The following is a 20310-nucleotide window of genomic DNA, read 5'->3' on the forward strand; positions in this document are numbered from 1 at the left end:
TCAATCAGGAAGGGGTTGATTTTAATTCCGAAAGTTCTTTTTGCAGTTCGGATATTTTTTTTTCGAGTTCCGGTAGTTTTTTAAACAACACATAGGTGCGTTTGTAATCTCCAATGGCGAAAGCCGGAGATCCCTGAAGAATTTCTCCGGGAGTATTAATACTACTGCCAATTCCGGATTGAGCGGCAATTTTTACACCATCTGCAATTTGGATATGTCCTACAATACCCACCTGACCGCCAATCATACAATTCTTGCCAATTTTAGTGGAACCGGCAACACCGGTCTGAGCAGCGATCACTGTATTTTCTCCAATTTCTACATTGTGAGCAATCTGAATCAGATTATCAAGTTTAACACCTTTGCGGATAATAGAACTTCCTAAAGTTGCACGATCAATGGTGCTGTTGGCTCCGATTTCAACATGGTCCTCAATGATTACATTTCCAATCTGAGCCACCTTTTGATAGTTGCCCTGATTGGGCTGGAACCCGAATCCATCTCCGCCAACAACCACACCTGCATGCAAGGTGACCTCTTTGCCGATAATACAATCTGAATAGATTTTAACACCGGGAAAAAGTGTTGTGTCGTCACCAATAGTGCAGTTGTCGCCAATATAGCTATTGGGATAAATTTTTACTCTGTTACCAATCTTTACATCCTTGCCGACATATGAAAAAGCACCAATGTAAATTTCCTCTCCGTATTTCGCAGAAGGATCAATAAAGGACATGTTTTCAATTCCGGTTTTATTCCTACGGATCGTATTGTAAACCTCGAGTAATTTTGCAAAACTCTGGTAAGCATTTTCGACCCTGATTAGTGTGGCATCTATTTTCTTTTCAGCTTCGAAGTCACGGTTAATTATCACAATGGATGCCTTGGTGGAATAAATAAATTGCGCATAGGCAGGATTGGCCAGAAATGAAAGTGAACCTACAGTCCCCTCTTCAATTTTTGATAAACCTGAAACTTTTACATCGGGGTTGCCTTCAACAACTCCATGCAGAAGTTCGGCGATTTGTTGCGCAGTAAATTCCATGATAGCCTGCAAATTTAAAAATAAAGATGATGGGAAATTATTCCATGGTCCTAATTAAATCACTGATTTTCAATTAATTCAGGTAGGACACAAATAAAATGTTTTTGAATCATAGAGGAAAGAACGGCAACTCCCATCTGGTCACTGGCAATACTCAGTTCAATAGAACTTCCATCCCTGAAAAGAATCTGAATAGGTTCTCCACTTGGATCGTAAGCATTATTGCTGATAGATCCGATAAAGGCAAAGTAATGCGCCTCGCTTTTCCGGATATTAAATTTCAGAAGGGCGGATTGTTGAAAAGGAGTCAATGCGCTTTCTGTAAAAGCATCCTTTTGCAAACGTATTTTATACAAAGACCTGTTAACCATGCCCTTGCATAGTCTGCTTAATACGATGTCCGAATGATCAGCCCATACTTTAATGGATGAGAAAATATCGTAATCGTCCAGCATTGCATAGCTTTGGAGGATTACCCTGTTATTTCTCAGGTCATTTTCTGTGCAGTTATTCTCTAAGAAATAAGCAAAAGAAGGTGTGGCAAATAATTTTTCTCCGGCAGATACCAGTTCTTTGGCTCTAAGTAAAATATTTACCAACAAATGCTCTGCTGCCAGTACCGTCTTATGTAAATAAACCTGCCAATACATCAGACGACGGGCAATGATGAATTTTTCAATCGAATAAACTCCTTTTTCCTCTACCACCAGTCGCCCCTGTTCAATGTTCAGCATTCTGATAATCCGTTGTGCGCCAATTTTTCCTTCTAACACACCGGTATAGAAGCTGTCTCTGTTTAAATAATCAAGACGATCCATGTCTAACTGACTTGAAACCAACTGATGTAAAAACAGCTTGTGGTAAGTCCCTTTAAAAACCTGAATAGCCAGTGAAAGTTGGCCTTCAAATTCCTCATTCAGTTTTTCCATAAACAAAAGCGACACCGATTCATGGCTGATACCGGTAACGATACTATGTTCCAAAGCATGCGAAAAAGGGCTATGGCCAATATCGTGGAGCAGGATAGCAATTTCTACTGCCAAAGCTTCTTCTTCACTGATCTCATGTCCTTTACTTCGCAAAGTTTCAATAGCCTGGACGGTCAAATGCAAGGCTCCAATGGCATGTTGAAAGCGGGTATGTAAAGCCCCCGGATATACCATATGGCTCATTCCTAATTGCCGTATTCTTCTTAATCTTTGAAACCAGGGATGTTCCACCAGGTCAAATATCAAAGGATGAGGTATTGTAATAAAGCCGTAAACGGGATCGTTAAATATTTTTTTCTTATTGGTGTTCAATGGACAGAAGATAATGAGGGCGAATTTACGATTTAAAGTGCTTGACCCACCTTCATCAGGAATGACCCTATGTTATAATGCTGAAATAAATGACAGGTTAAGTCGTTCTGTAGCAGTCTTGGATTACTTTTGCGTAATTCAGGATAGTATACATGAAAAGTATTTACTGATTAACGTTTAAAATAGAGGTAAAATAGAATATGGAAAAAGTGAAAATTCTTTGGGCAGATGATGAAATCGACCTGCTGAAACCACATATAATGTTTCTTGAAAACAAGGGCTATCATGTAACAACAGCCAATAACGGCCGGGATGCCGTAGACCTTGTAAAGAGCACTGAATTTGACATTGTTTTTCTCGATGAAAATATGCCGGGCTTGAATGGCTTGGAAACACTTGTCCAGATTAAGAACTTACGTTCTTCTGTTCCTGTTGTGATGATTACCAAGAATGAGGAAGAGGCCATCATGGAAGAGGCCATTGGAGGTAAAATTGCGGATTATCTCATTAAGCCGGTGAATCCGAACCAGATTTTGCTTTCCTTAAAAAGAATCTTGAGGATAAGCGACTGATCAGTGAGAAAACTTCTCAAGGCTATCAGCAAGAATTTCGCCAGATTGGGATGTCTTTAAGTGACCGTTTGTCATGGCAGGAATGGGTGGATGTGTATAAGAAACTTGTTTATTGGGAGATAGAACTGGAAAGAACGAAGGACCCCGGTATGTACGATATTTTAACCATGCAAAAATCTGAAGCCAATCAGTTGTTCAGTAAATTCGTTGAGAATAATTATCTCTCCTGGCTAAAAGATCCTGAAAAAGCACCGCTGATGTCTCATTATTTATTGAGGAGGAAAGCTTTGCCATTGGCTGAGAATTCAGAAGAACCGGTTTTCTTTTTGTTGATTGATAATTTACGTTTCGATCAATGGAAAGTGATTGAGCCCGCTATTCGTGAACTTTTTAAGGTGGTGGAGGAAGACACCTATTGCAGCATTCTTCCTACTGCTACCCAATTTGCAAGGAATGCAATTTTCGCAGGGATGATGCCTTCTGAAATACAAAAACGATTCCCGGATAAATGGATCGGGGATGAAGAAGACGAGGGTAAAAATAATTTTGAAGAAGATTTCCTGGCGGATCAGTTACAGCGATTAAGGAAGACTTATAAATTTTCATATACCAAAGTGACCAATCTCGAAGCCGGAAAAGTACTCGCTGATCAGGTGCCGAATTTATTCAGAAATAAATTTAATGTCATTGTATATAATTTTGTGGATATGCTTTCTCATGCCCGTACAGATATGCAAGTGATAAAGGAGTTGGCAGAGGATGAGAAAGCCTATCGCTCCATAACCCGATCCTGGTTTGATCATTCACCACTTCTCGAAACCCTGAAGCGTATTGCGGAGCGGCCTGCGAAACTGGTTATTACCACTGATCATGGAACCATTAGAGTAAAAGAGCCTTCTAAGATTGTTGGTGACCGGAATACAAACACCAACCTTCGCTACAAGCAGGGAAAGAACCTGAATTATGATAAAAAGGATGTGTTGGAAATCAGAAATCCTTCCGATGCATTTTTACCAAAAGTAAATGTGAGTACCGCGTATGTATTTGTAAAAGGGGATAAGTTTTTTGCTTATCCTAATAATTTCAATTATTATGTGAACTTCTATAGAAATACCTTTCAGCATGGAGGGATATCGCCGGAGGAAATGATTTTGCCCGTAATTACATTGCAGAGTAAAATATGAGGTTTGTCCGGGAAATCGCTTCGTTGAATGAATTAGATAGTGTTGCCGGTGAAATTCTGGAAAAAGCTTCAGACTATAAGATATTTTGTTTTCATGGGGAGATGGGCGCCGGAAAAACGACATTGATTAAGTCAATTTGTCGAAAACTTGGTGTGAATGATGAAGTGCAAAGCCCCACCTTTTCTATTGTTAATGAGTACGTAGACCGTACTAAAAATCCGGTTTATCATTTTGATTTCTATCGGTTGAAAAATGAAGAAGAAGCTTATGATTTGGGGTACGAACATTACTTCTTTTCCGGTTACTTTTGTCTTATTGAATGGCCTGAAAAAGTGAAGGACTTGTTAAATTTGAAAAAAGCAGATATTTTTATAGAGTTAATGGCTGAGAAAAGGCAAATAACAGTTGAATATGACTAAGGGTATAAGCGGAATGTCTGCATTGGCACAGCAAGGGATATTACTTCCTCAGGAGAGTGTTTTGGAAGTAGCAAAGCTTCGTAAAGAATTATTTATCGGAATTCCCAAAGAAATTTCTTTTCAGGAGAATAGGGTGCCATTAGTACCGGAAGCAGTAGCTGTTTTAACCAATAATGGACATCGGGTGCTGATAGAAGCCGGAGCGGGCATTGCAGCCAATTTTACAGATTCAGATTATAGCGAGGCCGGAGCGCAAATCGGATATTCTTCGGAAGAAATTTTTAAAGCAGATCTGATATTAAAGATTGCACCTCCTTCATTAGCTGAATTGGAGTATTTTAAAGATAAGCAATCGCTGATGTCTATTTTGCAAGTAGGCATGCAGCCGGAAGGATATATTCATCGACTTGGTTCTAAGAAATTGACTGCTTTGGCTTTTGAATATTTGAAGGATGAAACGTCAGTTTACCCTGTTATTCAGGCCATGAGTGAAATTGTAGGCAGTGCTGCTATACTGATTGCTTCTGAATTGATGAGTAACACCGTCGGTGGAAAAGGTGAATTATTAGGCGGAGTGCCCGGTATACCTCCCACCGAAGTAGTTATTATAGGTGCCGGTACCGTGAGCGAATATGCCGCAAGAGCCGCTATGGGTTTGGGTGCAAATGTTAAGATTTTCGACAATTCAGTATATAAACTCCGTCGTATTCAAAGAAATTTAGGCAGCCGGGTATATACTTCTACAATAAATCCGGTGACACTTCTTAAAGCATTAAAGACTTGCGACGTGGCCATTGGTGCTATTCTATCAAAAGAAGGTCGCTCTCCGATTGTAGTAACGGAGGAAATGGTTTCAGAAATGAGTTTTGGTTCTGTAATAATTGATGTGAGTATTGATCAGGGCGGATGTTTTGAAACTTCAGAAGTGACGAATCATTCCCATCCTGTATTTAAAAAGTACGGAGTAACTCATTATTGCGTTCCAAATATCGCAAGCCGTGTTTCCAGAACTGCTTCTTATGCACTCAGCAATATTTTTACACCCATTTTATTGAGTATGGGAGAAGAAGGCGGCATGGATGCATTGCTCTGGAAAGATGCCCATGTTCGCTCAGCAGCCTATCTCTACCGTGGGGCTGTGACCAATAGGTATGTTTCCGATTTTTGCAGGTTGCCATTTCGTGATTTGAATCTTTTGATGGCAACCAGAATATGATTTATCCCTTTTTGATTTGTGTTTTGTGTGTATGAACCAAGAATTTGTTTGCCTTTTCATCTTCTGCGGCTTCTCTTCAATGAAAGAATTAATATAGCCTGCTCGTGTAGATTCTTTCTGCCAATCGCTGCTGTTATATTTCCAGATTATGTGTTTCTGGTACGGAATTGAACCCATTTGGGTGTTGTTGTTCATAGGTTAGAGTTGTTCGTTTTCCTTGAGTTATTTTCTGTCAGAACTCCAGGATAGTTTTGTGTTAAGGCTAAAAAAAAGAGAGGCCATTCGTTAGAACAGCCTCTCTTTACTATTTATTGGTTCGCTTATTCTATTACCAGTCGAATTTGTTGCATTTCATTTCCGGCACGGACAATGACCATGTAGATTCCTGAATTTAAGTGTGAAATATTCATCTCTTTGCTGTTAATTCCGGGATTTGCTTCTCCTTGTTCTGAGAATACCATGCGACCGGAAAGATCAATCAGAGTGATGTTGTAATTCGCTGTTTCATTCGCATTGAAGCGGATTTGCACATTGTCTCTTGCAGGATTTGGAGCTACGTTCAGACTGCTGAGTATTTCAGGAGTACTGTTGATACGTGGTCCTCCGCAGAATGCAAAGTTGAGACTGATTCCACTTAATGATCTGAGACCACTTTGTCCACAAGCATTACTTGCTCGTACAGAGATCACCTGACCATTCGCAGGGTTAGCACCGAAGTTTACAGTTATCGTTTTAGTTCCCTGACCACTTACTATGGTTGCTCCACCCGGAACAGTCCAGGTATATAGTGAAGCTCCTGCTACAGTTGGGATTTCATAGATAACACCTGCCTGACCCGGACAAACATTTACCGGTCCAGTGATTGGAGCAGGTTGTCCCGGAGCACCTAAGATGCTGATAGATCTAGCACTTCCTGATCCGCATCCGTTGATTCCATTTACAGTAACTATTCCACCAGTAAATCCATTCGCTACACTGAATGTAATTGTATTGGTTCCTTGACCGGAGATGATACTTACACCCACAGGTACATTCCAGTTGTAACTTGTAGCATTGATACTGCCTGCAGTAGTCAGCATGGCGCTACTCGCTCCACATAGTCCTGAATTCAAGCCTGTGATAACAGCCGGAGTTAAAGGAATGTTGTTGCCAATATTCTTTGTTCTCATCGCTCCTGTACCACAAATGTTTGAGGCACTTACAGAAATCGTTCCTCCGTTGTATGCCCCACTTACATTTACGTTGATGATGTTAGAACCTTGTCCACTTGAGATGGTCATTCCGGTTGGAACATTCCAGTTGTAAGAAGAAGCTCTGGCCACTGAAGCAATGGAGTAAGTTACATTGTCTCCCGGACATACTTTTGATGGTCCTGATATAGATGGAGGTCCAACTGGTGCTGTGTAATTCATGTCAACCTGTACGCTGGCAGTTGCAATTCCACCACAAGGAGTTGTTGCAGTCACAGTCATTGGTCCGCTAATTCCATTGTGTATGGCTTGTCCTGTCCAGCTTACAAAGATGGAGTTTGTTCCTTGTCCATTGACGATAGTCATGCCAGCAGGAAGTGACCATGTGTAGCTGCTTGCACCAGGGGCAGGTGCAATACTAAAGGTGGCAATATTGAAGATGACCGGTACACATTGTTGTGCAGGACCGCTGATGCTGCCTAAAGGAATAATTACGTTGTCGTCAGTTAAGCCATTACAGTCGTCATCAATTCCATTACAGATTTCAATAGCTGCCGGATTTATAGCTGCATTGTTGTCGTCGCAATCAGTATTGTCAACCACATAACCTACAGGAGCACCGTCGCAAGTTGAAACAGAAACAGCAAGGTTACCGAAACTATCACCATCTGCATCTGCATAGTAAGTTACGAATACCAGACCGTCATCGGTTCAACCGTTACAGTTATCATCGATACCGTTACATACTTCAGCAGCACCGGGGTTGATGGCAGCCACCGCATCGTTACAATCGTTATTAGAAGCTACACCACAAGCTACAGGAGCACCGGCACCGTAAGTGTCACCGTCCAGATCAGCATAGAGGAGTTGAGCATCGTCGCAATCTGTATTGTCGATTACATAACCTACAGGAGCACCATCGCAAGTTGAAACAAAAACAGCAAGGTTACCGAAACCATCACCATCTGCATCAGCATAGTAAGTTACGAATACCAGACCGTCATCGGTTAAACCGTTACAGTTATCGTCAATGTTATTACAAACTTCAGTAGCGGCGGGGTTCACAACGGCAGCATTATCGTCGCAGTCACCATCCACCAGTACAGAACCGGCAATCGGAGCACAGGAAGAGGTAGCAGCACCGGCACCGTAACCATCGTTATCACCATCTACATAGTAGTTGAGGAATACCAGACCGTCATCGGTTAAACCGTTACAGTTATCGTCAATGTTATTACAAACTTCAGTAGCGGCGGGGTTCACAGCAGCAGTGTTGTCGTCGCAGTCACCATCCACCAGTACAGAACCGGCAATCGGAGCACAGGAAGAGGTAGCAGCACCGGCACCGTAACCATCGTTATCACCATCTACATAGTAGTTGAGGAATACCAGACCGTCATCGGTTAAACCGTTACAGTTATCGTCAATGTTATTACAAATTTCAGTAGCAGCAGGGTTCACAGTAGCAGCGTTGTCGTCGCAATCAGTAGCATCGGCAACATAACCTAAAGGAGCAACACATGCCTGAACAGAGACTGCAGCATTACCATAAGAATCACCATCGGCATCCCAAGAAGGTTGCAATACACCTCGTCAATGGACCCATCGCAATCGTCATCGATAGAGTTACAAACTTCAGTAGCGGCGGGGTTCACAACGGCAGCATTATCGTCGCAGTCACCATCCACCAGTACAGAACCGGCAATCGGAGCACAGGAAGAGGTAGCAGCACCGGCACCGTAACCATCGTTATCACCATCTACATAGTAGTTGAGGAATACCAGGCCGTCATCGGTTAAACCGTTACAGTTATCGTCAATGTTACAAACTTCGGTAGCGGCGGGGTTCACAGCAGCAGTGTTGTCGTCGCAGTCACCATCCACCAGTACAGAACCGGCAATCGGAGCACAGGAAGAGGTAGCAGCACCGGCACCGTAACCATCGTTATCACCATCTACATAGTAGTTGAGGAATACCAGACCGTCATCGGTTAAACCGTTACAGTTATCGTCAATGTTGACCACAAATTTCAGTAGCAGCAGGGTTCACAGTAGCAGCGTTGTCGTCGCAATCAGTAGCATCGGCAACATAACCTAAAGGAGCAACACATCCTGAACAGAGACTGCAGCATTACCATAAGAATCACCATCGGCATCCGCATAGAAGGTTAACCAATACACCTTCGTCAATGGACCCATCGCAATCGTCATCGATAGAGTTACAAACTTCAGTAGCGGCGGGGTTCACAGCAGCAGCATTGTCGTCGCAGTCACCATCCACCAGTACAGAACCGGCAATCGGAGCACAGGAAGAGGTAGCAGCACCGGCACCGTAACCATCGTTATCACCATCTACATAGTAGTTGAGGAATACCAGACCGTCATCGGTTAAGCCGTTACAGTTATCGTCAATGTTATTACAAACTTCAGTAGCAGCAGGGTTCACAGTAGCAGCGTTGTCGTCGCAATCAGCAGCATCGGCAACATAACCTAAAGGAGCAACACATGCCTGAACAGAGACTGCAGCATTACCATAAGAATCACCATCGGCATCCGCATAGAAGGTTAGCAATACACCTTCGTCAATGGACCCATCGCAATCGTCATCGATAGAGTTACAAACTTCAGTAGCAGCAGGGTTCACAGCGGCAGCATTATCGTCGCAGTCACCATCCACCAGTACAGAACCGGCAATCGTAGCACAGGAAGAGGTAGCAGCACCGGCACCGTAACCATCGTTATCACCATCTACATAGTAGTTGAGGAATACCGGCCGTCATCGGTTAAACCGTTACAGTTATCGTCAATGTTATTACAAACTTCAGTAGCGGCGGGGTTCCGCAGCAGCATTGTCGTCGCAGTCACCATCCACCAGTACAGAACCGGCAATCGGAGCACAGGAAGAGGTAGCAGCACCGGCACCGTAACCATCGTTATCACCATCTACATAGTAGTTGAGGAATACCAGACCGTCATCGGTTAAGCCGTTACAGTTATCGTCAATGTTATTACAAACTTCAGTAGCAGCAGGGTTCACAGTAGCAGCGTTGTCGTCGCAATCAGTAGCATCGGCAACATAACCTAAAGGAGCAACACATGCCTGAACAGAGACTGTAGCATTACCATAAGAATCACCATCGGCATCCGCATAGAAGGTTAGCAATACACCTTCGTCAATGGACCCATCGCAATCGTCATCGATAGAGTTACAAACTTCAGTAGCGGCGGGGTTCACAGCAGCAGCGTTATCGTCGCAGTCACCATCCACCAGTACAGAACCGGCAATCGGAGCACAGGAAGAGGTAGCAGCACCGGCACCGTAACCATCGTTATCACCATCTACATAGTAGTTGAGGAATACCGAGGCCGTCATCGGTTAAACCGTTACAGTTATCGTCAATGTTATTACAAACTTCAGTAGCAGCAGGGTTCACAGTAGCAGCGTTGTCGTCGCAATCAGTAGCATCGGCAACATAACCCAAAGGAGCAACACATGCCTGAACAGAGACTGCAGCATTACCATAAGAATCACCATCGGCATCCGCATAGAAGGTTAGCAATACACCTTCGTCAATGGACCCATCGCAATCGTCATCGATAGAGTTACAAACTTCAGTAGCGGCAGGGTTCACAGCGGCAGCATTATCGTCGCAGTCACCATCCACCAGTACAGAACCGGCAATCGGAGCACAGGAAGAGGTAGCAGCACCGGCACCGTAACCATCGTTATCACCATCTACATAGTAGTTGAGGAATACCAGACCGTCATCGGTTAAGCCGTTACAGTTATCGTAAATGTTATTACAAACTTCAGTAGCAGCAGGGTTCACAGTAGCAGCGTTGTCGTCGCAATCAGTAGCATCGCAACATAACCTAAAGGAGCAACACATGCCTGAACAGAGACTGCAGCATTACCATAAGAATCACCATCGGCATCCGCATAGAAGGTTAGCAATACACCTTCGTCAATGGACCCATCGCAATCGTCATCGATAGAGTTACAAACTTCAGTAGCGGCGGGGTTCACAGCAGCAGCGTTATCGTCGCAGTCACCATCCACCAGTACAGAACCGGCAATCGGAGCACAGGAAGAGGTAGCAGCACCGGCACCGTAACCATCGTTATCACCATCTACATAGTAGTTGAGGAATACCAGGCCGTCATCGGTTAAACCGTTACAGTTATCGTCAATGTTATTACAAACTTCAGTAGCAGCAGGGTTCACAGTAGCAGCGTTGTCGTCGCAATCAGTAGCATCGGCAACATAACCCAAAGGAGCAACACATGCCTGAACAGAGACTGCAGCATTACCATAAGAATCACCATCGGCATCCGCATAGAAGGTTAGCAATACACCTTCGTCAATGGACCCATCGCAATCGTCATCGATAGAGTTACAAACTTCAGTAGCGGCAGGGTTCACAGCGGCAGCATTATCGTCGCAGTCACCATCCACCAGTACAGAACCGGCAATCGGAGCACAGGAAGAGGTAGCAGCACCGGCACCGTAACCATCGTTATCACCATCTACATAGTAGTTGAGGAATACCAGACCGTCATCGGTTAAGCCGTTACAGTTATCGTCAATGTTATTACAAACTTCAGTAGCAGCAGGGTTCACAGCGGCAGCGTTGTCGTCGCAATCAGTAGCATCGGCAACATAACCTAAAGGAGCAACACATGCCTGAACAGAGACTGCAGCATTACCATAAGAATCACCATCGGCATCCGCATAGAAGGTTAGCAATACACCTTCGTCAATGGACCCATCGCAATCGTCATCGATAGAGTTACAAACTTCAGTAGCAGCAGGGTTCACAGCAGCAGCGTTATCGTCGCAGTCACCATCCACCAGTACAGAACCGGCAATCGGAGCACAGGAAGAGGTAGCAGCACCGGCACCGTAACCATCGTTATCACCATCTACATAGTAGTTGAGGAATACCAGACCGTCATCGGTTAAACCGTTACAGTTATCGTCAATGTTATTACAAACTTCAGTAGCGGCGGGGTTCAGCAGCAGTGTTGTCGTCGCAGTCACCATCCACCAGTACAGAACCGGCAATCGGAGCACAGGAAGAGGTAGCAGCACCGGCACCGTAACCATCGTTATCACCATCTACATAGTAGTTGAGGAATACCAGGCCATCATCGGTTAAACCGTTACAGTTATCGTCAATGTTATTACAAACTTCAGTAGCGGCAGGGTTCACAGTAGCAGTGTTGTCGTCGCAATCAGTAGCATCGGCAACATAACCTAAAGGAGCAACACATGCCTGAACAGAGACTGCAGCATTACCATAAGAATCACCATCGGCATCCGCATAGAAGGTTAACAATACACCTTCGTCAATGGACCCATCGCAATCGTCATCGATAGAGTTACAAACTTCAGTAGCAGCAGGGTTCACAGCAGCAGCGTTATCATCGCAGTCACCATCCACCAGTACAGAACCAGCAATCGGAGCACAGGAAGAGGTAGCAGCACCGGCACCGTAACCATCGTTATCACCATCTACATAGTAGTTGAGGAATACCAGACCGTCATCGGTTAAACCGTTACAGTTATCGTCAATGTTATTACAAACTTCAGTAGCGGCGGGGTTCACAGCAGCAGCATTGTCGTCGCAGTCACCATCCACCAGTACAGAACCGGCAATCGGAGCACAGGAAGAGGTGCAGCACCGGCACCGTAACCATCGTTATCACCATCTACATAGTAGTTGAGGAATACCAGACCGTCATCGGTTAAGCCGTTACAGTTATCGTCAATGTTATTACAAACTTCAGTAGCGGCAGGGTTCACAGTAGCAGTGTTGTCGTCGCAATCAGTAGCATCGGCAACATAACCTAAAGGAGCAACACATGCCTGAACAGAGACTGCAGCATTACCATAAGAATCACCATCGGCATCCGCATAGAAGGTTAACAATACACCTTCGTCAATGGACCCATCGCAATCGTCATCGATAGAGTTACAAACTTCAGTAGCGGCAGGGTTCACAGCGGCAGCATTGTCGTCGCAGTCACCATCCACCAGTACAGAACCGGCAATCGGAGCACAGGAAGAGGTAGGCACCGGCACCGTAGCCATCGTTATCACCATCTACATAGTAGTTGAGGAATACCAGACCGTCATCGGTTAAGCCGTTACAGTTATCGTCAATGTTATTACAAACTTCAGTAGCGGCGGGGTTCCAGCAGCAGTGTTGTCGTCGCAGTCACCATCCACCAGTACAGAACCGGCAATCGGAGCACAGGAAGAGGTAGCAGCACCGGCACCGTAACCATCGTTATCACCATCTACATAGTAGTTGAGGAATACCAGACCATCATCGGTTAAACCGTTACAGTTATCGTCAATGTTATTACAAACTTCAGTAGCGGCAGGGTTCACAGTAGCAGTGTTGTCGTCGCAATCAGTAGCATCGGCAACATAACCCTAAAGGAGCAACACATGCCTGAACAGGGACTGCAGCATTACCAAAGAATCACCATCGGCATCCGCATAGAAGGTTAACAATACACCTTCGTCAATGGACCCATCGCAATCGTCATCGATAGAGTTACAAACTTCAGTAGCAGCAGGGTTCACAGCAGCAGCGTTATCGTCGCAGTCACCATCCACCAGTACAGAACCGGCAATCGGAGCACAGGAAGAGGTAGCAGCACCGGCACCGTAACCATCGTTATCACCATCTACATAGTAGTTGAGGAATACCAGACCGTCATCGGTTAAACCGTTACAGTTATCGTCAATGTTATTACAAACTTCAGTAGCGGCGGGGTTCACAGCAGCAGTGTTGTCGTCGCAGTCACCATCCACCAGTACAGAACCGGCAATCGGAGCACAGGAAGAGGTAGCAGCACCGGCACCGTAACCATCGTTATCACCATCTACATAGTAGTTGAGGAATACCAGGCCATCATCGGTTAAACCGTTACAGTTATCGTCAATGTTATTACAAACTTCAGTAGCGGCAGGGGTTCACAGTAGCAGTGTTGTCGTCGCAATCAGTAGCATCGGCAACATAACCTAAAGGAGCAACACATGCCTGAACAGAGACTGCAGCATTACCATAAGAATCACCATCGGCATCCGCATAGAAGGTTAACAATACACCTTCGTCAATGGACCCATCGCAATCGTCATCGATAGAGTTACAAACTTCAGTAGCAGCAGGGTTCACAGCGGCAGCGTTATCGTCGCAGTCACCATCCACCAGTACAGAACCGGCAATCGGAGCACAGGAAGAGGTAGCAGCACCGGCACCGTAACCATCGTTATCACCATCTACATAGTAGTTGAGGAATACCAGACCGTCATCGGTTAATCCGTTACAGTTATCGTCAATGTTATTACAAACTTCAGTAGCGGCGGGGTTCACAGCAGCAGTGTTGTCGTCGCAGTCACCATCCACCAGTACAGAACCGGCAATCGGAGCACAGGAAGAGGTAGCAGCACCGGCACCGTAACCATCGTTATCACCATCTACATAGTAGTTGAGGAATACCAGACCATCATCGGTTAAACCGTTACAGTTATCGTCAATGTTATTACAAACTTCAGTAGCGGCAGGGTTCACGGTAGCAGTGTTGTCGTCGCAATCAGTAGCATCGGCAACATAACCTAAAGGAGCAACACATGCCTGAACAGAGACTGCAGCATTACCATAAGAATCACCATCGGCATCCGCATAGAAGGTTAACAATACACCTTCGTCAATGGACCCATCGCAATCGTCATCGATAGAGTTACAAACTTCAGTAGCAGCAGGGTTCACAGCAGCAGCGTTATCGTCGCAGTCACCATCCACCAGTACAGAACCGGCAATCGGAGCACAGGAAGAGGTAGCAGCACCGGCACCGTAACCATCGTTATCACCATCTACATAGTAGTTGAGGAATACCAGGCCGTCATCGGTTAAACCGTTACAGTTATCGTCAATGTTATTACAAACTTCAGTAGCAGCAGGGTTCACAGTAGCAGCGTTGTCGTCGCAATCAGTAGCATCGGCAACATAACCTAAAGGAGCAATACATGCCTGAACAGAGACTGCAGCATTACCATAAGAATCACCATCGGCATCCGCATAGAAGGTTAACAATACACCTTCGTCAATGGACCCGTCGCAATCGTCATCGATAGAGTTACAAACTTCAGTAGCAGCGGGGTTCACAGCGGCAGCGTTGTCGTCGCAGTCACCATCCACCAGTACAGAACCGGCAATCGGAGCACAGGAAGAGGTAGCAGCACCGGCACCGTAACCATCGTTATCACCATCTACATAGTAGTTGAGGAATGCCAGACCGTCATCGGTTAAACCGTTACAGTTATCATCGATACCGTTACAAACTTCAGCAGCACCGGGGTTGATCGTTGCAACACCATCGTTACAATCGGTATTGTCAGCCACATAGCCAAGAGGAGCAGTACAAGCCATAACAGAAACTAAAGGATCACCATAGGTATCTGAATCAGTATCCGCATAGAAAGGTGACTGAACACCTTCGTCAGTTAATCCATCGCAATCATCATCAATCAGGTTGCAGATTTCAGTGGCAGCAGGATTTACAGCAACATTGTTATCATCGCAATCTGTATTGTCAGCGACATAGCCAATAGGAGCACTGTTTATAAAAATTACAGTAGAGTTTAATGGGTCTCCATAAGTATCATTGTCGTTATCAGCGTAGAAAGTATATGGAGTACAACCGTTATTTAAAAATCCATCACAATCTTCATCTGTAAAGTTTCCACAGATTTCAGTTGCCGCCGGATTTATAATTAAGTCGTTATCGTTACAATCAGTATTAGAAGCAACACCACAAGCAACAGGAGCACCGGCACCGTAAGTGTCACCGTCCACGTCAGCATAGAGGAGTTGAGCATCGTCGCAATCGGTATTGTCAACAACATAACCTGCAGGAGCACCATCACAAGTAGAAACAGAGGAAGCCGCGTTACCGAAACCATCACCATCCACATCAGCATAGTAAGTGATAAACACCAGACCATCATCTGTTAAACCGTTACAGTTATCATCGATACCGTTACAAACTTCAGCAGCACCGGGGTTGATGGCAGCATTACCATCGTTACAATCAGTATTAGAAGCTACACCACAAGCTACAGGAGCACCGGCACCATAAGTGTCACCGTCCAGATCAGCATAGAGGAGTTGAGCATCGTCGCAATCAGTATTGTCAACAACATAACCTACAGGAGCACCATCGCAAGTTGAAACAGAAACCGCAAGGTTACCGAAACCATCACCATCTGCATCAGCATAGTAAGTTACGAATACCAAACCGTCATCAGTTAAACCGTTACAGTTATCATCGATACCGTTACATACTTCAGCAGCACCTGGGTTGATGGCAGCATTACCATCGTTACAATCAGTATTAGAAGCCACACCACAAGCTACAGGAGCACCGGCACCGTAAGTGTCACCGTCCAGATCAGCATAGAGGAGTTGAGCATCGTCGCAATCAGTGTTGTCAACCACATATCCTACAGGAGCACCGTCGCAAGTTGAAACAGAAACCGCAAGGTTACCGAAACCATCACCATCTGCATCAGCATAGTAAGTTACGAATACCAGACCGTCATCGGTTAAACCGTTACAGTTATCATCGATACCGTTACATACTTCAGCAGCACCTGGGTTGATGGCAGCATTACCATCGTTACAGTCAGTATTGTCAGCAACATAGCCAAGAGGAGCAGTACAAGCCATTACAGAAGCTAAAGGATCACCATAGGAATCTGAATCAGTGTCTGCATAGAAAGGTGACTGAACACCTTCGTCAATAGATCCGTCGCAATCATCGTCTATCAGGTTGCAGACCTCAATAGCTGCAGGATTAACTGCAGGATTGGTATCATCACAATCTGTGTTGTCGGCTACATAACCAACAGGGGCAGTACAAGCGAGAACAGTCGCTAAAGGATCACCATAGGAATCCATATCAGCGTCGGCATAGAAAGTTAATTGAACACCTTCGTCTGTATTGCCATCACAATCATCGTCTATTAAATTACAAACTTCAGCAGCGCCGGGGTTGATGGCAGCCACCGCATCGTTACAATCGTTATTTGAAGCCACACCACAAGCTACAGGAGCACCGGCACCATAAGTGTCACCGTCCAGATCAGCATAGAGGAGTTGAGCATCGTCGCAATCGGTGTTGTCGATTACATAACCCACAGGAGCACCATCGCAAGTAGAAACAGAAACAGCAAGGTTACCGAAACCATCACCATCTGCATCCGCATAGTAAGTCACGAATACCAGACCGTCATCAGTTAAACCGTTACAGTTATCATCGATACCGTTACATACTTCAGCAGCACCCGGGTTGATGGCAGCATTACCATCGTTACAATCAGTATTGTCAGCAACATAGCCAAGAGGAGCAGTACAAGCCATTACAGAAGCTAAAGGATCACCATAGGAATCTGAATCAGTATCTGCATAGAAAGGTGACTGAACACCTTCGTCAATAGATCCGTCGCAATCATCGTCTATCAGGTTGCAGACCTCAATAGCTGCAGGATTAACTGCAGGATTGGTATCATCACAATCTGTGTTGTCGGCTACATAACCAACAGGGGCAGTACAAGCGAGAACAGTCGTTAAAGGATCACCATAGGAATCCATATCAGCGTCGGCATAGAAAGTTAATTGAACACCTTCGTCTGTATTGCCATCACAATCATCGTCTATTAAATTACAAACTTCAGCAGCGCCGGGGTTGATGGCAGCCACCGCATCGTTACAATCGTTATTTGAAGCCACACCACAAGCTACAGGAGCACCGGCACCATAAGTGTCACCGTCCAGATCAGCATAGAGGAGTTGAGCATCGTCGCAATCGGTGTTGTCGATTACATAACCCACAGGAGCACCGTCGCAAGTTGAAACAGAAACAGCAAGGTTACCGAAACCATCACCATCTGCGTCTGCATAGTAAGTCACGAATACCAGACCGTCATCAGTTAAACCGTTACAGTTATCATCGATACCGTTACATACTTCAGCAGCACTGGGGTTGATGGCAGCATTACCATCGTTACAATCAGTATTAGAAGCCACACCACAGGCTACAGGAGCACCGGCACCATAAGTGTCACCGTCAAGGTCAGCATAGAAAAGTTGAGTGTCATCGCAATCCGTATTATCTGCGATATATCCGACCGGTTGATTGCATGAGGTAATTGATACTAATGCATTTCCAAATCCATCAGTATCAAGATCCTGATACCAGACCGGAGTAGGTAAGATGGTAATATTAAAATTGCAGGTACTAACTAAACCTGCGTTATCAGTTGCTGTATAAGTTACCAGAGTTGTTCCAACCGGGAATGCATCGCCAGAGTTAAAGTTTGAAACAAAACTTGTTAATGTGCAGTTGTCTGAAGCTGAAGGCGCAACCCATGTTACAATAGATTCACATTGTGTTATATCAATCGGGCAATTGCTGATAACAGGAGCGTCTACATCCAAATGATTAATTGTTATAGAGGCAGTACCAGTACAACCATTTAGATCGACAATGGGAAAATTATGTGTACCTACACCTACTGTGAAAGATCCTTCACCGGTGTATGGAGCAGTACCGCCGGTTCCTGTAACAATTACAGAAGTTTGTCCATCGATACAAGCTACATCGTTTCCTGATACATTGCCACCTACCTGAGTTGGTTCTCCAATAATAGCAGTACATTGTGCTGTACATCCGTTTCCGTCAGTAACAGTTACCAGGTAACTTCCAGCCGGCAATGAAGAAACGCTGGTGGTAGTTGCACCTGTACTCCACAAATAGGAGTATGTTCCTCTTCCGCCACTTGCATTTATTGTAGCAGATCCATCACTTGCTCCAAAACAAGTTGCATCGGAAGGGTTACATACTGCGGTAAGCAGGGGAGGATCGTCTACAACTATTGTAGAGCTTGTATTACAGAAATTTGCATCTGTAACAGCAAGGTGATAAGTACCTGCAGGTACATTGAAAAGTGAATCATCATTCGTTCCAATAGGCTGGAATAAGTTGTCAAACCAATCGAAAACAAAGGGCGGAGTTCCACCACCGATTGAAGAAGCGACAATTCCGTTGCTGGCACCCGTACAAAGTGGCTCAGCATTAGTTAAGTTGATATTCAGAACGCCGGGTTCAATGATAGATCCCTGCGCTTCAGCAGTACAACCGTCATTGTCCGTTACGGTTACTGAATATGTACCTGCACTTAAATAACTATTGATTTCTGTAGTTGCATTGTTGCTCCATAAGTAAGTATAAGGAGCAGAACCCTGGTTGGGAGTTGCTGTAATACTTCCATCTGCCATACCGAAGCAGGAGATGTTTGTTATGGCTAATGTAACAGCCGGAGGAGGTATGTTATTTACGACATAAGAAAATGGACCACCGGTACAACTTGGCTCTGATGGAACGATATTGCCATAGTTATCCGTGATGTCAAGAGAGTAATTTCCTGTAGCGAGATCATAAATGGAATCAATCGCTGAGTAGGAAATTGTATCACGAATAATAGTCAGACCATTTTTCCAGACATACCGGAAGGGTGCTGTTCCCAACACCATGGTAGATATTATTTTTCCGTTGTTAAGATTACAACTTGCATGTTTAATGACTTCGTTAGAAACAACTGCTTTAGAAAGAATGGTGCGAACCGGTGAAAATCCAAAGCAACCTGAAGGCAATGTTATTTTTGCCTGGAAGGAAGAGCCATTTCCGATTACATTTAAGCTATCGTAGTAGTTCTGGTTGCTGATAATGTTTACCCAGTCCAATAGTGTTCCAACCGGATATCCTCCGGAGTATGCACCGGTATCAATGACCTGAATATAAAAATCTGTTCCGTTACACAGAACAGTATCTCCGGGTATAACTTTTGGTGATGGATTTTCAATCACTGAAACCGCTACCAATGAGGAACTTGTACATCCTGTAACGATATCCGTTAAAACAACCTGATAGTTGGTTGCTTCGTTTACGGTAACTCCTGTTGGATTTTGTAGAGAAGATGTAAAACCGGGAGGCGTTGAGGTCCATGCATAAGAAAGACCATTTGGATAAACGATTTCTAATGTCCAGGAAGTGAGTGTTCCTACATCCTGTCCGGCATCGTCGGTCACTCTTAATGTCCAGTTCCCATTGGGGTCTCCTGACAATGTAGAGAGAAGTTCTTCAGGAATATAGTTTCCTGTTATGGTAACGTTACCGCTTTGAGTGGTTACATTCGAAGCAGCATCATCTCTGAATACACAGTTACTATAACCATCCCCGCTTCCTCCGTTATCATTTGAAAGACGAATAGATTGTCCGGCAATAGTACCCACTTGATTTACACCTGCGC

The 20310-nt window shown here is 44.6% G+C and carries 17 protein-coding genes and 5 pseudogenes; 3 read left to right on the forward strand and 19 right to left on the reverse strand.

Translation table 11 applies throughout. From position 1 onward, the window contains the following. Positions 1-4: 4 nt before the first annotated feature. A complete protein-coding gene (gene lpxD / locus IPJ86_09350) occupies positions 5-1045 on the reverse strand; it encodes a UDP-3-O-(3-hydroxymyristoyl)glucosamine N-acyltransferase (GenBank protein MBK7887486.1) in 1041 nt (346 codons plus the stop codon). Between the two features lie 59 nt (positions 1046-1104). Then, positions 1105-2346: an HD domain-containing protein gene (locus tag IPJ86_09355; GenBank protein ID MBK7887487.1), complete on the reverse strand. Its 1242-nt coding sequence runs from the start codon at positions 2344-2346 to the stop codon at positions 1105-1107. 200 nt (positions 2347-2546) lie between these two features. Here IPJ86_09355 and IPJ86_09360 point away from each other — a divergent pair. The 3 genes and pseudogenes from IPJ86_09360 (at position 2547) to IPJ86_09370 (ending at position 5737) form a co-directional block, all read left to right on the forward strand. Further along, positions 2547-4102, forward strand: a pseudogene (locus IPJ86_09360) (PglZ domain-containing protein). Continuing rightward, the gene (tsaE, locus tag IPJ86_09365; GenBank protein ID MBK7887488.1) at positions 4099-4521 is read left to right on the forward strand and encodes a tRNA (adenosine(37)-N6)-threonylcarbamoyltransferase complex ATPase subunit type 1 TsaE; all 423 of its coding nucleotides are present in this window, start codon (positions 4099-4101) and stop codon (positions 4519-4521) included. The pseudogene IPJ86_09360 and the gene tsaE overlap by 4 nt, the downstream one beginning before the upstream one ends. Beyond that, entirely contained in the window at positions 4514-5737 is a 1224-nt protein-coding gene (locus tag IPJ86_09370; protein MBK7887489.1) for an alanine dehydrogenase, read from the forward strand. The genes tsaE and IPJ86_09370 overlap by 8 nt, the downstream gene beginning before the upstream one ends. Positions 5738-7440: 1703 nt before the next feature. On the opposite strand, the pseudogene IPJ86_09375 reads toward IPJ86_09370, so the two are convergent. From IPJ86_09375 to IPJ86_09455, 17 genes and pseudogenes are all read right to left on the reverse strand, one after another. Beyond that, positions 7441-7626 (reverse strand): annotated as a pseudogene (locus tag IPJ86_09375) (putative metal-binding motif-containing protein). A 12-nt stretch (positions 7627-7638) separates the two neighbouring features. Next, the gene (locus tag IPJ86_09380; GenBank protein MBK7887490.1) at positions 7639-8511 is read right to left on the reverse strand and encodes a putative metal-binding motif-containing protein; all 873 of its coding nucleotides are present in this window, start codon (positions 8509-8511) and stop codon (positions 7639-7641) included. Further along, positions 8433-8951, reverse strand: a complete 519-nt coding sequence (locus tag IPJ86_09385) for a putative metal-binding motif-containing protein (protein MBK7887491.1) — start codon at positions 8949-8951, stop codon at positions 8433-8435. Before IPJ86_09385 ends, IPJ86_09380 begins: the two co-directional genes overlap by 79 nt. Positions 8952-9069: 118 nt before the next feature. Then, complete coding sequence (locus tag IPJ86_09390; GenBank protein ID MBK7887492.1) at positions 9070-9603, reverse strand: putative metal-binding motif-containing protein; 534 nt, start codon at positions 9601-9603, stop codon at positions 9070-9072. A 71-nt stretch (positions 9604-9674) separates the two neighbouring features. Next, the gene (locus IPJ86_09395) at positions 9675-9776 is read right to left on the reverse strand and encodes a hypothetical protein (protein ID MBK7887493.1); all 102 of its coding nucleotides are present in this window, start codon (positions 9774-9776) and stop codon (positions 9675-9677) included. Beyond that, positions 9748-10299, reverse strand: coding sequence for a putative metal-binding motif-containing protein (locus IPJ86_09400; protein ID MBK7887494.1), 552 nt, complete (start codon positions 10297-10299; stop codon positions 9748-9750). Before IPJ86_09400 ends, IPJ86_09395 begins: the two co-directional genes overlap by 29 nt. Further along, the gene (locus IPJ86_09405; protein MBK7887495.1) at positions 10259-10756 is read right to left on the reverse strand and encodes a putative metal-binding motif-containing protein; all 498 of its coding nucleotides are present in this window, start codon (positions 10754-10756) and stop codon (positions 10259-10261) included. Before IPJ86_09405 ends, IPJ86_09400 begins: the two co-directional genes overlap by 41 nt. Then, positions 10753-11199: a putative metal-binding motif-containing protein gene (locus IPJ86_09410; GenBank protein MBK7887496.1), complete on the reverse strand. Its 447-nt coding sequence runs from the start codon at positions 11197-11199 to the stop codon at positions 10753-10755. Before IPJ86_09410 ends, IPJ86_09405 begins: the two co-directional genes overlap by 4 nt. An 84-nt stretch (positions 11200-11283) precedes the next feature. Next, a pseudogene (locus tag IPJ86_09415) lies at positions 11284-11547 on the reverse strand (putative metal-binding motif-containing protein). Between the two features lie 132 nt (positions 11548-11679). Further along, positions 11680-11970 (reverse strand): annotated as a pseudogene (locus tag IPJ86_09420) (putative metal-binding motif-containing protein). After that, positions 11924-12568 carry a putative metal-binding motif-containing protein gene (locus IPJ86_09425; protein MBK7887497.1) on the reverse strand — a complete coding sequence of 215 codons (645 nt, stop codon included), beginning with the start codon at positions 12566-12568 and terminating at the stop codon, positions 11924-11926. Before IPJ86_09425 ends, IPJ86_09420 begins: the two are co-directional and overlap by 47 nt. Continuing rightward, positions 12532-13032 carry a putative metal-binding motif-containing protein gene (locus tag IPJ86_09430; protein ID MBK7887498.1) on the reverse strand — a complete coding sequence of 167 codons (501 nt, stop codon included), beginning with the start codon at positions 13030-13032 and terminating at the stop codon, positions 12532-12534. The genes IPJ86_09425 and IPJ86_09430 overlap by 37 nt, the downstream gene beginning before the upstream one ends. Next, complete coding sequence (locus IPJ86_09435; protein ID MBK7887499.1) at positions 12953-13147, reverse strand: hypothetical protein; 195 nt, start codon at positions 13145-13147, stop codon at positions 12953-12955. The genes IPJ86_09430 and IPJ86_09435 overlap by 80 nt, the downstream gene beginning before the upstream one ends. Continuing rightward, entirely contained in the window at positions 13069-13323 is a 255-nt protein-coding gene (locus tag IPJ86_09440) for a putative metal-binding motif-containing protein (GenBank protein ID MBK7887500.1), read from the reverse strand. Before IPJ86_09440 ends, IPJ86_09435 begins: the two co-directional genes overlap by 79 nt. A gap of 45 nt (positions 13324-13368) precedes the next feature. Continuing rightward, positions 13369-13770, reverse strand: coding sequence for a putative metal-binding motif-containing protein (locus tag IPJ86_09445; GenBank protein ID MBK7887501.1), 402 nt, complete (start codon positions 13768-13770; stop codon positions 13369-13371). 81 nt (positions 13771-13851) lie between these two features. Continuing rightward, positions 13852-13911: pseudogene (locus IPJ86_09450) on the reverse strand (hypothetical protein). After that, entirely contained in the window at positions 13898-20293 is a 6396-nt protein-coding gene (locus IPJ86_09455; protein MBK7887502.1) for an HYR domain-containing protein, read from the reverse strand. The pseudogene IPJ86_09450 and the gene IPJ86_09455 overlap by 14 nt, the downstream one beginning before the upstream one ends. Between the last annotated feature and the right edge of the window lie 17 nt (positions 20294-20310).

It is taken from the genome of Bacteroidota bacterium, assembly GCA_016713925.1.
Lineage (GTDB): Bacteria > Bacteroidota > Bacteroidia > AKYH767-A > OLB10 > JAJTFW01.

Excerpts from the sequence above, each read along its gene's own strand:
- IPJ86_09395 (MBK7887493.1), bottom strand. The coding sequence starts at position 9,776 with ATGCTGCTGCGGAACCCCGCCGCTACTGAAGTTTGTAATAACATTGAC.
- IPJ86_09370 (MBK7887489.1), top strand. The coding sequence starts at position 4,514 with ATGACTAAGGGTATAAGCGGAATGTCTGCATTGGCACAGCAAGGGATA.
- lpxD (MBK7887486.1), bottom strand. The coding sequence starts at position 1,045 with ATGGAATTTACTGCGCAACAAATCGCCGAACTTCTGCATGGAGTTGTT.
- IPJ86_09430 (MBK7887498.1), bottom strand. The coding sequence starts at position 13,032 with ATGGTGATAACGATGGCTACGGTGCCGGTGCCTACCTCTTCCTGTGCT.
- tsaE (MBK7887488.1), top strand. The coding sequence starts at position 4,099 with ATGAGGTTTGTCCGGGAAATCGCTTCGTTGAATGAATTAGATAGTGTT.
- IPJ86_09400 (MBK7887494.1), bottom strand. The coding sequence starts at position 10,299 with ATGACGGCCTCGGTATTCCTCAACTACTATGTAGATGGTGATAACGAT.